The organism is Bradyrhizobium oropedii (assembly GCF_020889685.1).
Taxonomy (GTDB): Bacteria; Pseudomonadota; Alphaproteobacteria; order Rhizobiales; family Xanthobacteraceae; genus Bradyrhizobium; species Bradyrhizobium oropedii.
Map to the genome: position 1 here is coordinate 145,398 of NZ_JACMYO010000001.1, position 13,945 is coordinate 159,342.

Here is a 13,945-nt window from a genome sequence, read left to right on the forward strand (position 1 = left end):
GCGGCCTTGCCTTATCGAGAGCAGCCTTGTCGATCCTGAAAATTCCAACTGCAAAAGTGTTCGAGCCGCTGTTGCGTCCGGCGCGTTACAAGGGGGCGTTCGGCGGCCGCGGGTCGGGAAAATCGCACTTTTTCGGCGAGCTGTTGGTCGAGATGTGCCAGGCCGAGCGCGGCACGCTGGCGGTTTGCATTCGCGAGGCGCAGCGGACCTTGGCGCAATCGTCAAAGCGGCTGATCGAAGGCAAGATTGCGTCGCTCGGCGTCGGCAGGGGTTTCAAGCTCTACTCCGACAAGATCGCGACGCCTGGCGATGGCGTGATCATCTTCCGCGGCATGAATCATACGACGGTGATCCGATGCATGAAGCCGATGTCAAAGCAATCGTGATGGAAACGCTGATCGAGCAAGATCGGGTACGCCGGAGCGACATCGACGCCGTCGTGGTCAAAACCATCGCGACGGTCTTGACGTCATTCGGCTTCGAGGAGGGCGATCGACGGGAGCTGCGTGCGGATTTTCAGCACCTCCGGCGTTGGCGAAGGAGTGTGGAGCAGGCGCAGAGTTATACGTTCAAGGCGGTCATCACTGTGATCGCTACGGGCTTTCTCGGTGCCGTTTGGCTGGGGATCAAGGCTACGCTCGGAAAGTGAATTGCATCATCCCGAGCGCGAGCGGATTGATGCGCAGGCCGTAGATCTCAGCGTCTTGACTAATATGAAATTCTCGAGGTGCGGCAATGTATTGGATACGTGAGGTTGATGCGCAGGATGATGAGGTCGCGGAATCGCTCTCCGAGCTTCATCAGCTGATATTCTGCGACGGGACCCGTGTACCGGACTTCGAGCAGGGATACTGGTGGATTGCGCTCCGCGATCGAAAGCCAATCGCGTTCGCCGGCGTCATTCCCTCGACCCACGTTGCACATGCTGGATATCTCTGCCGCGTTGGCGTCGCGATGCCGCACTGCGGTCATGGTCTGCAAGTGCGGCTTACGCGCGCGCTCGAGGCGCGAGCGCGGCGCGCCGGCTGGAAAGCGATCGTCTCGGATACCACGGATAACATTCTCTCGGCCAATAACTTTATCCGACAAGGGTATCGGCTCTTCGAACCTGTCTCGCCCTGGGCATGGCAGCACACGCTGTATTGGCGGAAGGAGCTCGGCTAGATCCTGTGAGGCGGACGGGTTGATGCAAAAAAGCGACGACATAAAGCGCCCGGTGGCCGACTAGCCGCCGGGCGCTTTTTGCGTTTTTGAGCGGGTGATTGTAGTCCCCTATAGGCGCCCGTTCGCGGGAGCTTCGACCTCGCAACGAATCCTGGCGAGAGAGTTGCCAGGATCGCCGGACCCGAGCGAACAAAGCATCGCTGCGAGCGTTTCCTCAATGGGCCCGACGCAGCGGCTGCCGCGCTTTCCTGATCGTCGATTTCACCGGATCCAGCCCTGCCGTCTTGATCTCTGGTGATCGATCGATAAACTACCCCGCACGGCTCGATCGCACGCGCAAATGTCCTGGAGATCGAACGAAGGAAGAGACCATGGTTGAGGTTGGCCGCGGGCTCGACGCGAAGGTGCCGGCAGGCCCTGATATGGAACGCTATTCGGTCATGGTCGCACGGGCCAGGGCGCTTGCTCCGGCCTTGCGTGAGCGCGCGTCGCGGACCGAAGAGCTGCGCCGCTTGCCACCGGAGACCGAGCGGGATCTGCACGACAGCGGCCTCTTCCGGATCCTGCAGCCCAAGCGCGTCGGGGGCAGCGAACTCGACTATGTTGCCTTGGTCGACTGCGCCGATGCCCTGGGGCAGGGCGATGCTTCGGTTTCCTGGAACTTTGCCAATCTGGCAAGTCACCACTGGATGCTGGGCATGTTCGCGCCGGAGGCGCAGAACGCGGTGTGGGGCGAAGACCCGGCTACGTTGATCGCTTCTTCCTTCGTCTTCCCGGCAGGCCGTGCCAGGAAGGCAAGTGGCGGATATGTGCTGAGCGGTCATTGGCCGTTCTCGTCGGGAGTGGAAGCATGTGGATGGAACATGCTCGCGAGCGTCGTTGCCTCGGACGACGAGGCCGATGGTGTCGAGTATCGGCTATTCCTGCTGAACAGACGAGATTACAGCATCGACGACACCTGGAATGCGGCTGGTTTGCGCGGAACGGGGTCGAACGATGTGCGGGTGACTGACGCATTCGTTCCAGAGCATATGACGGTTGCCGTCAGCGATCTTGCGGGCGGTGCAACGCCGGGCAGTGTCGTCAATCCGAATGCGCTCTACATGCTACCGGTATTTTCGTTGTTTCCCTATGTGCTGTCCGGAGTCGGTCTGGGGAATGCCCAGGCTTGTCTTGACGACTATGTCGAGATCGCGCGGCATCGCGCCTCGACCTATAACCGGGCCAAGATCGGGGACCTGCAGAGTACCCAGATCAAGATCGCCGAGGCATCGGCGAAGATAGATGCCGCGCGGCTGATCATGCGCACGAACTGCGTTGAGGTGCTTGCGGAGGTCCGACGTGGCGATATCCCGGGTATTGCGGCGAAGACGAAGCTCCGGCGCGATGGCGCGTTTGCGGTCAATCTGTGCACGGAAGCGGTGTCTGTTCTATTTGCGGCGAGCGGCGCGCGCAGCCTGTTCACCTCGGGTGCATTGCAGCGCCAGTTCCGCGATGCGCATGCGGTGAACTCGCATCTCGCCTTAAATTTCGATGCGGCTGGCACCAATTACGGGCGGGTGGCTCTCGGGCTGCCGTCTGAAAACCTGACGCTTTGAGGTAGCCGGGATGTCCGACTCACCCAAGCACCCGCCGGATCCAGCCAGTGAGCTCGCGAGCGACAGCTCGACGATCGATCCTCGTGACTTCCGCAATGCGCTTGGAACGTTTGCGACCGGTGTGACGATCGTTACGGCGATGTCAGTCGAAGGGCGACCGTACGGGATTACTTGCAATTCGTTTGCGTCGGTGTCGCTCAATCCGCCGCTGGTTTTGTGGAGCCTGGGGACATTTTCGCAGGGGCTGGCGATCTTCCAAAATGCCAGCCATTTCACGGTGAATGTTCTTGACGCGTCGCAGCAGGCGCTGGCGATGCAGTTTGCCAAATCGTCGGGTGACAAGTTCGCGGGCGTGAGCTGGACGCCAGGTCTCGGAAATGCGCCTGTGCTTGCCGGCGTGGTCGCAAATTTCCAATGCCGTGCTGCCAACCGCTACTATGGCGGAGATCACGTCATTTTCCTCGGCGCTGTGGAAGCCTACGCCTATAACCGGAACGGTCCGCTGTTGTTCGCGCGGGGAGGCTTTGGCCGGTTCCTGGCTGACGATGGTGACAAGGCATCATGAATCGAAAGACGCCGGTCAAGCGCGTTCGTGCCAAGCAGAGGCGCCTATCAGCTGACGATCGTCGCAGTGAATTCGTCGCCAAGGCAACCGAGCTCTTTGCGGAGGAGGGATTTGGCGGTGGAACACGTGCGCTCGCTCGCAAGCTCGGTGTGACCCAGCCGCTGCTCTATCGCTACTTTCCGAGCAAGGACGATCTCATCAAAGAGGTCTACCGCAAGGTATATCTTGAGCCCCTTGAAATCGGTTGGGAGAAGTTGCTGTCGGATCGATCGCGCCCACTCCGCGCGCGGCTTCAGGAATTCTACGAGATCTATACGGATGCGATCTTCAACCGAAAATGGCTGAGAATCTATCTCTACTCGGGCCTGAAGGGCATCGATATCAACCGTTGGTATGTCGGCATGGTCAAGGACAAGATCCTGACCCGAATTCTCAGGGAATGCCGCCACGACGCCGGCCTTGCGACACAGAGCAGGCCCAGCGCCGTGGAACTGGAGCTGGCCTGGGTGTTTCACGGCGGCATTTTCTATTATGGCGTACGCAAGTACATCTACGAAGCGCCGGTCCTGGAGGACAAGGCGCAAATGATCAGCGATGCACTGGATATCTTCCTCGCTGGATTCGAGAGCATGGCGGAGAGCGCAACCGATCGTCGGCGGGCGCCGGTCAAGGTCGTCGGCTGAGCCGCGCTACCTTGTCGCCATCTGACCCCGATACCAGTCTCCGATCTCGCTCGCAGTCATCAGCGCCACGCCGTCGTGACTGATGACGTAATCGAGCAAGGCCTCCAGGTACTTGATTCGATGCGGCACTCCCGTGATGTAAGGATGCACCGAGATCGCCATGATCCGAGCGTTCTCCGCACCTTCGAGGTACAGCCGATCGAATTGGTCGGTGCAGCGCGTTAGGAACTGCTCCGATGGAAGGTGCTGTAGCGCGTGAATGACGATATCGTTGGTCTCGACGGAATAGGGAATCGTCGTCACCGTCCCGTGCGGCGTGGCGATGTCCTGAGGCAGATCGTCGATCACCCAATCGGCCACGTATTCGATCCCGTTGAGGCGCAGAAGATCGAGAGTCTCTTCAGTCTCGGTCAAGCCCGGGCTTTCCCATGATCGCGGTGGCTTGCCGGTAAATCCAGCAATGGTGTCGACCGCACGCTTGATTGCATCCGCCTGGTTTTCCAGCTTGTGCATCGGACCCTGCACAAACCCATGGCCCATGAACTCGAACCCCGCCTCGCGCGCCGCAGATGCCACGCGTGCATAGCTGTTGCAGACATTGGCGTTCGCAGCCAGCGTCACCGGTATCTTGCGATCGGTGAATGCCTTGAATTGCCGCCAGAAGCCGGCGCGCATGCCGTATTCATGCCACGACCAGTTCGGCACGTCAGGCAACAGCGGCTGGCCCATCGGTGGGCTCAGCACCGTGCGTGGCATCGCGTTTTCGATACGCCATTCCTCGACATTGAGGATGACCCAGACGGCAAGCTTCTTGCCATCAGGCAAGGTCAGTTTCGGTCGGTCAATCTGAGCCTGGTACGGAATGCGATCGGTGAAAGCCATGTCGAGACTCCCTGCTCACGCCGATGATCCGGCAGCAGCGGCATTGATCCGCGGCAGGACCTTCTCGGCCATCAGGATCATCGATTGACGGCCGAGCTCGCGGTCTTTCCAGTCCTTGCCGGCATACAGCAAGGTGCCGAAGGTGCCGGTCTCGTCCTGGAACGCCAGCACTTGATCGGCCACGCTTTCGGGGGTGCCGTAGATGACCAGCTTGTCGCAGATCGACTCCAGCGTAACCTCAGCATCAGGTTGGTCTCGCCGCGTCTTGAACAGCTCGAGCCGGCCGCTGCGCTTCAGCTTCGTGAACAGCTGATAATAATAGTAGACGTAGGGACTGTCGGACGACGTGGCATAGGCCTTCGCCGTTGCGGCGTCCTTTGCCACGAACACGCTTTTGGCCACGCGCCAATTGGCGGTGTCAACAGCCCGGTTCGCACGCTCGCAACCCTCGACATATTTGGGCCAGTGACTCTTTACCCAGGCAGGCATCAGGAAGTTTGCCGAGATCGGATCCCAGCCGCGTGCGGCGGCCTCCGTGACGCCTTTTGAGAACGGCGCGACCGCGGTCACCACGATCGGCGGGTGAGGGGCTTGCAAGGGGCGAGCTACGATCCCCTGGCCGATGTCCTCGATCAGAGTTCTCTTCACCGAGACGTTCCAGTATTTGCCCTGCAGATCATAAGGCGGTTTGCCGGCCCAGATATCGAGAACCTGATTGATCGCCTCGAGGAACATGGCATTGCGGTCGGCATCGAGATTGCCGAAAATTTCCGCGTCGGACAGCAATCCGCCGGGGCTTATGCCAAATATGAAGCGGCCATCAAGCATGTGATCAAGCATGGCGACAGATGCGGCGACCGCCGCCGGGTGAGTGTTCGGCATGTTGATGGTGCCGGTTCCAAGCTTGATCTGCTTGGTTGCGGCTGCGAGCCAGGCAATGAACGCGATGCTGGAGGTGATGTTCTCGGCCTTGTCGGTGACATGCTCGCCGACATACGCCTCGGTGAAACCGAGTTCATCCGCGAGCAGGAAGGCCTCCCGATCCTCGCGGAGCGATTGCCGCCAATCCTTGTCGAGGGGGTGGATCGGCATCGTAAAGAACCCGAGCTTCAAGATCCGCCTCCCTGCGCGTTGAACTTTAGTTGGCAGGAAACCTGCGTCCTTCCCAAGTCGAAGACAAGCCCGGCCACACAAATAATCACTCGATAAACAAACTTGACCTTTGACGAGGGCGGCCCTCTAATCGGGCAAACCAAAATTGGGCCCGGGAGGCCACGCCCACATGAAAGCTGCGGCTTTCGCCTACGCCCGCGCGACCAGCGTCGTGAATGCGCTGGAGTTGCTTGCCGCGCACGGTGACAAGGCGAAGGTTCTGTCGGGTGGCCAGAGCCTGATGCCGGCCATGAACCTGCGGCTCCTCTCCCCGGACATTCTGGTCGATATCGGTGGCCTCGCCGAGTTGCGCGGTATCGCTGTGAGGGGAGACGTGCTGGTCGTTGGCGCGTTGACCCGGCACGTCGACCTGCTCGGATCGCCGGAGATTGCGCTGCACGCGCCGCTGTTGCGGGATGCCGTTGCCCACGTCGCCCACCCCGCAATTCGCAATCGCGGAACGATTGGCGGTAGCCTTGCTCACGCCGATCCTGCATCGGAATTGCCTGCCTGTGTTCTGGCACTTGACGCCACGATCGTTGTTCGCGGCCCGGCCGGCGAGCGCCGGATTGCGGCGACTGAATTTTTCAAGGGAATCTACGAGACGGCGCTGTCGCCGGACGAGTTGCTGGTCGCGGTCGAGGTGCCAGTGGCAGGCCAAGGGGTAGCATTTTTCTTTCAGGAGTATGCCCGGCGGCATGGCGATTACGCCATCGTTGGTCTTGCCGCGTGTGCTGTCGTTGCCGCCGGTAGCTTTTCGGATCTTCGGCTCGGCTTCTTTGCGGTTGGCGACAGGCCGGTGCTTGCAGCGGCTGCTGGCAAGCTGATCAATGCATCGGTAACGCCGGCCTTGCTTGCGGAGGCTACGGCCGCGCTGGCCGATGAACTCGATCCGCAGGAAGACCAGCAGGCTACTGCGGCTATGCGACGACATCTCGCTGCCGTCTTGCTCCGGCGCTGTGCGGCCGCGTTACTTGCGCGGCCCGAACTGGAAAAGGGAGCGACGAGGTGAGTGCTCCGGTATCGGTCTCGCTTCTGGTCAACGGCGAACCCATCGATGCGGTTGTTTTGCCTCGGCTCAATCTCGCTGACTTCATCCGGGAGCATCTCAAGCTGACTGGAACCCACGTTGGTTGTGAGCACGGCGTCTGTGGCGCCTGCACCGTCAGGGTTGATGGCGAGATCGTTCGTTCCTGCCTGATGCTGACGGTGCAGGCGCAGGGCGCGTCAGTCGAGACGATCGAAGGGCTGTCTGACAGCGGTGAAATTGCCGATCTTCAGGCCGCATTTCGCGAACGCAATGCTTTGCAGTGTGGCTACTGCACGCCTGGCATGCTGATGACAGCGCAGGATCTGCTGAAGCATGTGTCCATGCCTGATCGTCCGGCGATCCGCGAGCATCTTTCCGGCAACTATTGCCGCTGCACCGGCTATCAGGCCATCGTGGACGCTGTCGAGGCGACGGCCAGGACGCGCGCGGAGCGGCGCGCATGACGGTGACCCGGCCGCTAGCAGGCACGCTTTCCGTGCTCGACCGCCCGAATTCCTATATCGGCAAGACGGTGCCGCGACCGAACCTCGACAGGTTGCTGCAAGGGCGCGGACAATATGTCAGCGACCTGGAATTGCCGCGGATGGCGCACGTGGTTTTTCTAAGGTCGCCGTACGCCCACGCCAAAATCGTGGCGATCGATGCCGACGTAGCGAAGCGCATGTCCGGCGTCATTGCCATCGTCACGGGGCGTGAACTTGAGGCTGTTATCACGCCGTGGGTCGGAGTGCTCTCGCATCTGAAGGGATTGAAGTCGGCGCCGCAGCATGCGATCGCGGTCGACCGGGCCTGCTGGCAAGGTGAGGCGGTTGCCGCGATTGTGGCAACAAGCCGTGCCGCAGCGGAAGATGCCATGGAGCATATTTCCGCCGACTACGAGGAGCTCGAGGCGATCACGGACATGCGCACTGCGCTCGATCCGGCAACGCATGTCATTCACCCCTCGCTCGGCGACAATCTTGCCTTTGAACGGACCCTCAATGCCGGAGACGTCGACCGTGCGTTGTTGGGGTCCGAGGTCGTCGAGGCCGACTTCGTATTCGGTCGCCACACCGGCGTGACGCTTGAACCGCGGGCGGTCGTTGCCGACTGGAATGCCGCCGAGGCGCGGCTCACGATCTATCAGGGCACGCAGGCACCTCACATGGTGCAGAACATCGCGGCCCTGCATCTCGGATTGAGGGAAGCGCAGGTCCGGGTGATCTGCAAGGACGTCGGCGGCTCGTTCGGCATCAAGGTTCATATCTACGCCGACGAGATGGCGACCTACGCGCTGTCCAAGCTGCTACGGCGGCCGATCAAGTTCGTGGCCGACCGCGTCGAAAGCTTCAACACCGACATTCACGCCCGCGATCATCGATGCAGGGGGCGGATCGGCGTCAGACCGGACGGTACGATCACGGTCTTCGAGATCGACGACTTGACGGGGATCGGTCCCTATTCGATGTATCCGCGCACCAGCGCCATCGAGGCAAATCAGGTGGTCAATCTGGTCGGTGGGCCCTATGTCACCCCGAACTATCGGGCGCGGGCGCGGGTCGTTTTCCAGAATAAGAATGTCATGTGCCAGTACCGGGCGGTCGGACACCCGATTGCTTGTTCGGTCACCGAAGGGCTGGTCGACCTTGCCGCAGCGAAGATCGGCATGGACCCTGTCGAGATCCGGCGGCGCAACTTGATCGCCGACGACGCCTATCCCTGTGCATCACCCTCGGGCATGAAATTCGAGCAGCTCTCGCATCACGCCTCGTTGGCCAAGCTGCTTCAGATGATGGACTACGATGCATTGCGCGCCGAGCAAGCGGCCTTGCGCGCCAGAAATGTCCACCGCGGTATCGGAATAGCCAGCTTCATCGAGGTGACCAATCCCAGCGCGGCCTTTTACGGCGTCGGCGGTGCGAAAATATCGTCGCAGGACGGCGTTGCGGTTCGGCTCGACGCGCAGGGGTCGGTGATCTGCCAGACCAGCATCACGGAGCAAGGACAGGGATCGGAATCGTCGACTGCCCAGATCGTGGGCAGCGTGCTCGGCGTTTCGATGGATCGGGTCCGCGTGACCTTGGGCGACACCGACAATACGCCCTACGGCGGCGGCACCTGGGCCTCGCGCGGTGCCGGCATTGGCGGCGAAGCCGCGTTGCAGGCTGCCAAGGCCTTGCGTCAGAATATTCTGGATCTCGCCGCGGCCATCCTGCAATCGACGCCGGCCGAGCTCGATATCGTCAACAACAGCATCATCAATGCCGGCGACGGCGCGCCACGCATGGAGCTGAACGAGCTGGCGCGGATCGTCTATTTCCGACCGGACACCCTCCCGCCAGGTATCCAGCCTGAGTTGATGGCGACCCGCCATTTCGTTCCGCGCCAATATCCCTTTGCGTTCACCAATGGGATTCAGGCCTCCTGGCTGGAGGTCGACCCCGAGACCGGGTTAGTGACGCTGCTGAAACATTGGGTTGTCGAAGACTGCGGCACCATCATCAACCCGCAGCTGGTCGACGAGCAGATCCGGGGCGGAGTGGTGCAGGGGCTCGGCGCGGCGCTGTTCGAGAAGTGCGTCTATGACGAGCGCGGTCAGTTGACCAACGCCAATATGGCGGACTACCTGGTCCCGATGTCCGGCGAGATGCCCGATATCGACATCGGTCACGTGGTGTCCCCGACGCGGGAATCGGAGTTGGGAGCCAAGGGAGCGGGCGAGGCGGGCACGGCTGGTGCGGCAGCTGCGGTTGCCAACGCGGTTAACGACGCGCTCCGTCCGTTTGGCACCATAATTACCGAGATTCCGCTGACGCCTCAGGTTATCCTGACGGCCTTGGGACGAATCTGAGGTGGAGACGTTCCTGGCAAAGACAATACGATAAGCAAAACACAGACAGTTCTTGGGGAGGAATAGTCATGACGAAGAAGGTTACCAAAGCTGGATCGATATCGCGGCGTCGTCTGCTGACGACGGCAAGCGCCGGCGCCGTTCTTGCCGTCTCGCCCTTTCGCATCAATCTGCTGCAGGCCGAGGAAGCGCCCATCAAGATCGGCTTCCCCGTTCCCTTGACCGGACCGTATGGCGCCGAGGCCCAGGACCAGGTGCGGGCGGGCCAGCTCGCCGTCGCCCAATTCAACGATGCCGGTGGTCTCAACGGCCGCAAGGCCGAGCTCGTCGTGCGCGACGACAAGCTCAATCCCGGCGAGGCGGCGACGCGGACGTTGGAGCTGGTCGAGAAGGAGAAGGTGAATTTCGTCGTCGGCAGTCTGTCCGCGGCGGTTCAGCTCGCGATCAACAACGTCACCAAAGAGCGCGGCGTCATCTTCAATTCGATCAGCCAGTCCGACGCCATCAACGAGGCGGCGGACTTCAGCAAATACACATTCCATGAAGCGTTGAACCCGCACATGACGTCGGGCGCGGTCGGTCGCTACGCCTTCACCAAATTCGGCAAGAAGGTTGCGTTTCTGACGGCAGATTACGCTTATGGCCACGAAATGGTTCGCGGCTTCCTCGAGGTCGGCAAGGAGTTCAACATCGAGAACCTCGGTGACATCCGCCATCCGCTGGGAACGACCGACTTCTCCACTTTGCTGCCCCGTCTCCAGGCGCTGAAGCCCGATATTCTCTGCATCAGCAATTTCGGCCGCGACCAGCAAATCGCGCTGAAGCAGGCGACCGACTTCGGCATCAAGAAATCTATCCAGATCATTGCACCGCTGCTCTCGCATGCCAGCCGCGTCGCAGCCGGGCCCCAGGCATTCGAAGGCGTTGTCGGCGGCTGCTCGTTCTACTGGGGCATCGAGGACAAATTCGCCTCGACCAAGGCGTTCAACGAAGCATTCCGCCAGATGTATGACGGCAAGCTGCCGACCGATTACGGCGCGCTCGGCTATGGTGGCGTTCGGGCCGTGCTCGAGGCGGTTAAGGGAGCCGGCAGCGTCGAGACCGATAAGGTCGTCGCTGCGCTGGAGGCGCTGAAGTACGACTACTACAAGGGACCGCAGTATTATCGCAAATGCGACCACCAGTCGGTGCAGTCGGTGCTCGTGATCAAGTCGAAGTCCAAGGACATGAAGAACGAGTCCGATGTGTTCGAGGTCCTGTCGACCGAAGAACCCAACGAGAAGTACCTGCGCTCGTGCGAGGCACTCGGTCATAAGAGCTGAGCCATGCGCCGACGCACGCCGCGGGGCGGTGCGCGTCGTGCTGAGGGGACAAATGGCGGGCCTGAGCTTTGACTTGATCGCGCTGCAATTGTTTGCCGGGCTCGCGCTTGGCGCAATCTACGTGCTGTTTGCGATCGGCCTCTCGCTGATCTTCGGGATGCTGACGGTCGTCAACTTCGCTCACGGCGCCTTCTATATGGTCGGCGCCTATGTTGGGCTCTATTTGATCTCGATCGGCGGTAATTTCTGGATCTGCCTCGTGGCTGTGCCGATCGTGATCGGACTGTCCGGCCTTGCCGTCGAGCGCGTGGTGATCCGGCCGCTCTACGGCCGCGGCATCGACTATCCGCTGCTGCTGACGTTCGGGCTCAGCTACGTGATGGTCGAATGCGTTCGCATTGCCTTTGGCAAGACTGGCTATCCTTTCGACACGCCCGAAGTCTTGCAGGGCGCCGTCGATATCGGAGTCGGCTATTTCCCGCTCTACCGCCTGTTCGTGATAGGCGCGACGGCCGTTGTGCTGCTGGCGCTCTGGCTGTTTCTGGAGAAGACGAGCTACGGGCTCATTATCCGCGCCGGGGCACGCGATCCGCAGATCGTCCGCGTCCTTGGGGTCGATGTTTCCAGGGTCTGGTTGATAGTGTTCGGAATAGGTACCGCGATTGCGGGCTTTGCCGGTCTGTTGGCGGCTCCGCTTCAGGGCGTCATCCCGGAGATGGGCGGCACGATCCTCGCCGAGGCTTTCGTCGTGACGGTCGTCGGAGGGATGGGTTCGATCGGCGGTGCTGTATTGGCAGGCCTGCTGGTCGGCGTGGTGGTCAGCATGACCTCGCTGTTCGCACCCGAGATGGCCAAGGTTTCGATCTTTGCCCTGATGGCGATCGTTCTGATCGTTCGTCCCCATGGCTTCTTCGGCCGCGCCGGATTGATGAGCTGAGACCGGCATGACGAAAGCTGCTCAATCGATCAAACCGCACCGTGCCACGACGGGAAGTTGGTACGAGTTCGCAACACGACACCGCGCCAGCATCGTGGCGGTGGTGATCCTGATTTTTCCGCTGGTGATGCCGTTCACGGCCTTGGCCGTGAATATCCTGATCTATGGGCTCTACGCTCTCGGTTTCAACCTTGTGTTTGGCTATCTTGGCCTTCTGTCGTTCGGTCATGCAGCGTTGTTCGGGACCGGCGCCTATCTCTGCGGCATTGCCATCGTGCACTTCGGCTGGCCGTGGTATGCGGCCATTGCGGCCGGGGTCGCCGGCGGCCTGTTGATGGCGCTGTTGATCGGCGTGCTTGCGATCAGGACCCGCGGTATCTACTTCGCGATGGTCACCATGGCGCTGTCGCAATGTGTCTATTACCTGTTCTATCAGGCCGTCGACTTGACCGGCGGCGAGAACGGGCTCCGCGGCATCAATGTCCGCACCATCGATCTGTTCGGCTTGCGGATCGACTTCATCAATCCGATGATCCGGTATTACGTCATTGCGGCTTTCGTGATCGCCGCATTCTTCGTGATGTCCCGCATTCTTGCCTCGCCCTTTGGCGCCGTCATCGAAGCGGTGCGGGAGAACGAGATGCGTGCCCGCGCATCTGGCTACGACGTGACCCTGACGCGCTTGCTGACTTTCGTTTTGTCGGGAGGTTTCTGCGGGCTCGCGGGTGCCTTGCAGGCCCTGCATCTGTCGATCGTTCCGATCGAGATCCTGCACTATGAGACGTCGGGCCTTGTCGTGATGATCGCTCTGCTAGGCGGGATGGGGACATTCTTCGGGCCGATGATCGGCGCGGCCGTCTTTCTGGTCCTGGAAAACATCGTCTCCGTGTGGACCGTTCACTGGCAGCTGATCGTAGGCGCCATCTTCATTGCATGCGTGCTGTTCTTCCCCGCCGGCATCTGGGGCACGTTGATCGCCCGGGGCAGACGATGAGCGCCGTAGCGGGCCAAGCCGGAGAAATCATTCTGCGCACCAGTGGCGTCGGCAAGACGTTCGGCAAGTTTGTCGCGCTCAACAATATCTCGGCCGAGTTTTCCAGAGGGGCGATCACCTCCATCATCGGTCCGAACGGCGCGGGGAAGAGCACCTATTTCAATTTGCTGTGCGGCGCCTTTCCACCCACCAAGGGCAGTGTCGAATTCGAGGGCAAGGACGTCACCGGTCTGCCGCAACATCGTTTTGCCCATATGGGGATCGCGAAATCCTTTCAGATCACCAGCGTGTTTCCGCAGCTCACGACGTGTGAGAACATCCGCGTCGGCCTGCAGGCGCTGGTGTCGCGATATGACATCTGGCGTCCGCGCGCACGCCTGACCGAGCTGGTGGAGCGGGCGGACGAATTGCTGGCCCTGGTCGGACTGTGGGATTCTCGGGAACGTGCCGCCAAGACGTTAGCCCATGGCGAGCAGCGGGCGCTGGAGATCGGGATGGCGCTTGCCAGCCAGCCTCGTTTGCTGCTGCTTGACGAACCGACGGCCGGCATGAGCCCGGAAGAAACCCGGACCATGATGGATCTGATCGTGAAACTCGCAAAGGAACGCACGGTCATCCTCGTCGAGCACAAGATGAAGCTGGTGCTCGGGATCAGCGACCGGATCCTCGTGCTGCACCACGGAGAGTTGCTTGCCGAGGGGACGCCCCAGGAGGTTCGGCAGAACGAGGCGGTGAAGCGTGTCTATCTCGGGCAGCGGGAGCATTGA

Annotated in this window: 15 protein-coding genes; 13 read left to right on the plus strand and 2 right to left on the minus strand. The window is 61.0% G+C overall.

Going from position 1 to position 13,945, the window contains the following annotated elements; translation table 11 throughout:
- The first annotated feature begins 26 nt into the window (after positions 1-26).
- From H8A95_RS00780 to H8A95_RS00805, 6 genes are all read left to right on the plus strand, one after another.
- Complete coding sequence (locus H8A95_RS00780) at positions 27-386, plus strand: phage terminase large subunit (protein WP_229181341.1); 360 nt, start codon at positions 27-29, stop codon at positions 384-386.
- A complete protein-coding gene (locus H8A95_RS00785; protein WP_196238905.1) occupies positions 356-649 on the plus strand; it encodes a hypothetical protein in 294 nt (97 codons plus the stop codon). The genes H8A95_RS00780 and H8A95_RS00785 overlap by 31 nt, the downstream gene beginning before the upstream one ends.
- A gap of 86 nt (positions 650-735) precedes the next feature.
- Complete coding sequence (locus H8A95_RS00790; protein ID WP_229181342.1) at positions 736-1,164, plus strand: GNAT family N-acetyltransferase; 429 nt, start codon at positions 736-738, stop codon at positions 1,162-1,164.
- 422 nt (positions 1,165-1,586) lie between these two features.
- Positions 1,587-2,762, plus strand: a complete 1,176-nt coding sequence (locus H8A95_RS00795) for an acyl-CoA dehydrogenase family protein (RefSeq protein WP_420839312.1) — start codon at positions 1,587-1,589, stop codon at positions 2,760-2,762.
- 10 nt (positions 2,763-2,772) lie between these two features.
- Positions 2,773-3,327, plus strand: a complete 555-nt coding sequence (locus H8A95_RS00800) for a flavin reductase family protein (protein ID WP_229181344.1) — start codon at positions 2,773-2,775, stop codon at positions 3,325-3,327.
- Positions 3,324-4,010, plus strand: a complete 687-nt coding sequence (locus tag H8A95_RS00805) for a TetR/AcrR family transcriptional regulator (RefSeq protein WP_229181345.1) — start codon at positions 3,324-3,326, stop codon at positions 4,008-4,010. Before H8A95_RS00800 ends, H8A95_RS00805 begins: the two co-directional genes overlap by 4 nt.
- A 6-nt stretch (positions 4,011-4,016) precedes the next feature.
- On the opposite strand, the gene H8A95_RS00810 is transcribed toward H8A95_RS00805, so the two are convergent.
- Both H8A95_RS00810 and H8A95_RS00815 read right to left on the minus strand, forming a co-directional pair.
- Positions 4,017-4,892, minus strand: coding sequence for a polysaccharide deacetylase family protein (locus H8A95_RS00810; protein WP_229181346.1), 876 nt, complete (start codon positions 4,890-4,892; stop codon positions 4,017-4,019).
- Positions 4,893-4,907: 15 nt separating this feature from the next.
- The gene (locus tag H8A95_RS00815) at positions 4,908-6,005 is read right to left on the minus strand and encodes an LLM class flavin-dependent oxidoreductase (protein WP_229181347.1); all 1,098 of its coding nucleotides are present in this window, start codon (positions 6,003-6,005) and stop codon (positions 4,908-4,910) included.
- Positions 6,006-6,174: 169 nt separating this feature from the next.
- Between H8A95_RS00815 and H8A95_RS00820 the strand changes: the two genes are divergently transcribed.
- The 7 genes from H8A95_RS00820 (at position 6,175) to H8A95_RS00850 (ending at position 13,945) form a co-directional block, all read left to right on the plus strand.
- Positions 6,175-7,056, plus strand: coding sequence for an FAD binding domain-containing protein (locus H8A95_RS00820; protein WP_229181348.1), 882 nt, complete (start codon positions 6,175-6,177; stop codon positions 7,054-7,056).
- Positions 7,053-7,538: a (2Fe-2S)-binding protein gene (locus tag H8A95_RS00825; RefSeq protein ID WP_229181349.1), complete on the plus strand. Its 486-nt coding sequence runs from the start codon at positions 7,053-7,055 to the stop codon at positions 7,536-7,538. Before H8A95_RS00820 ends, H8A95_RS00825 begins: the two co-directional genes overlap by 4 nt.
- Complete coding sequence (locus tag H8A95_RS00830; RefSeq protein ID WP_229181350.1) at positions 7,535-9,925, plus strand: xanthine dehydrogenase family protein molybdopterin-binding subunit; 2,391 nt, start codon at positions 7,535-7,537, stop codon at positions 9,923-9,925. Before H8A95_RS00825 ends, H8A95_RS00830 begins: the two co-directional genes overlap by 4 nt.
- 68 nt (positions 9,926-9,993) lie before the next feature.
- Positions 9,994-11,247, plus strand: a complete 1,254-nt coding sequence (locus H8A95_RS00835; RefSeq protein WP_229181351.1) for an ABC transporter substrate-binding protein — start codon at positions 9,994-9,996, stop codon at positions 11,245-11,247.
- A 52-nt stretch (positions 11,248-11,299) separates the two neighbouring features.
- Positions 11,300-12,184, plus strand: coding sequence for a branched-chain amino acid ABC transporter permease (locus tag H8A95_RS00840; protein ID WP_229181352.1), 885 nt, complete (start codon positions 11,300-11,302; stop codon positions 12,182-12,184).
- Positions 12,185-12,191: 7 nt separating this feature from the next.
- Positions 12,192-13,178, plus strand: coding sequence for a branched-chain amino acid ABC transporter permease (locus tag H8A95_RS00845; protein WP_229181353.1), 987 nt, complete (start codon positions 12,192-12,194; stop codon positions 13,176-13,178).
- On the plus strand, positions 13,175-13,945 hold the full coding sequence (locus H8A95_RS00850; RefSeq protein ID WP_229181354.1) for an ABC transporter ATP-binding protein: 771 nt from the start codon (positions 13,175-13,177) through the stop codon (positions 13,943-13,945). Before H8A95_RS00845 ends, H8A95_RS00850 begins: the two co-directional genes overlap by 4 nt.

Excerpts from the sequence above, each read along its gene's own strand:
- H8A95_RS00840 (WP_229181352.1), top strand. The coding sequence starts at position 11,300 with ATGGCGGGCCTGAGCTTTGACTTGATCGCGCTGCAATTGTTTGCCGGG.
- H8A95_RS00790 (WP_229181342.1), top strand. The coding sequence starts at position 736 with ATGTATTGGATACGTGAGGTTGATGCGCAGGATGATGAGGTCGCGGAA.
- H8A95_RS00850 (WP_229181354.1), top strand. The coding sequence starts at position 13,175 with ATGAGCGCCGTAGCGGGCCAAGCCGGAGAAATCATTCTGCGCACCAGT.
- H8A95_RS00810 (WP_229181346.1), bottom strand. The coding sequence starts at position 4,892 with ATGGCTTTCACCGATCGCATTCCGTACCAGGCTCAGATTGACCGACCG.
- H8A95_RS00835 (WP_229181351.1), top strand. The coding sequence starts at position 9,994 with ATGACGAAGAAGGTTACCAAAGCTGGATCGATATCGCGGCGTCGTCTG.
- H8A95_RS00805 (WP_229181345.1), top strand. The coding sequence starts at position 3,324 with ATGAATCGAAAGACGCCGGTCAAGCGCGTTCGTGCCAAGCAGAGGCGC.
- H8A95_RS00845 (WP_229181353.1), top strand. The coding sequence starts at position 12,192 with ATGACGAAAGCTGCTCAATCGATCAAACCGCACCGTGCCACGACGGGA.
- H8A95_RS00785 (WP_196238905.1), top strand. The coding sequence starts at position 356 with ATGCATGAAGCCGATGTCAAAGCAATCGTGATGGAAACGCTGATCGAG.
- H8A95_RS00830 (WP_229181350.1), top strand. The coding sequence starts at position 7,535 with ATGACGGTGACCCGGCCGCTAGCAGGCACGCTTTCCGTGCTCGACCGC.
- H8A95_RS00820 (WP_229181348.1), top strand. The coding sequence starts at position 6,175 with ATGAAAGCTGCGGCTTTCGCCTACGCCCGCGCGACCAGCGTCGTGAAT.
- H8A95_RS00800 (WP_229181344.1), top strand. The coding sequence starts at position 2,773 with ATGTCCGACTCACCCAAGCACCCGCCGGATCCAGCCAGTGAGCTCGCG.
- H8A95_RS00795 (WP_420839312.1), top strand. The coding sequence starts at position 1,587 with ATGGAACGCTATTCGGTCATGGTCGCACGGGCCAGGGCGCTTGCTCCG.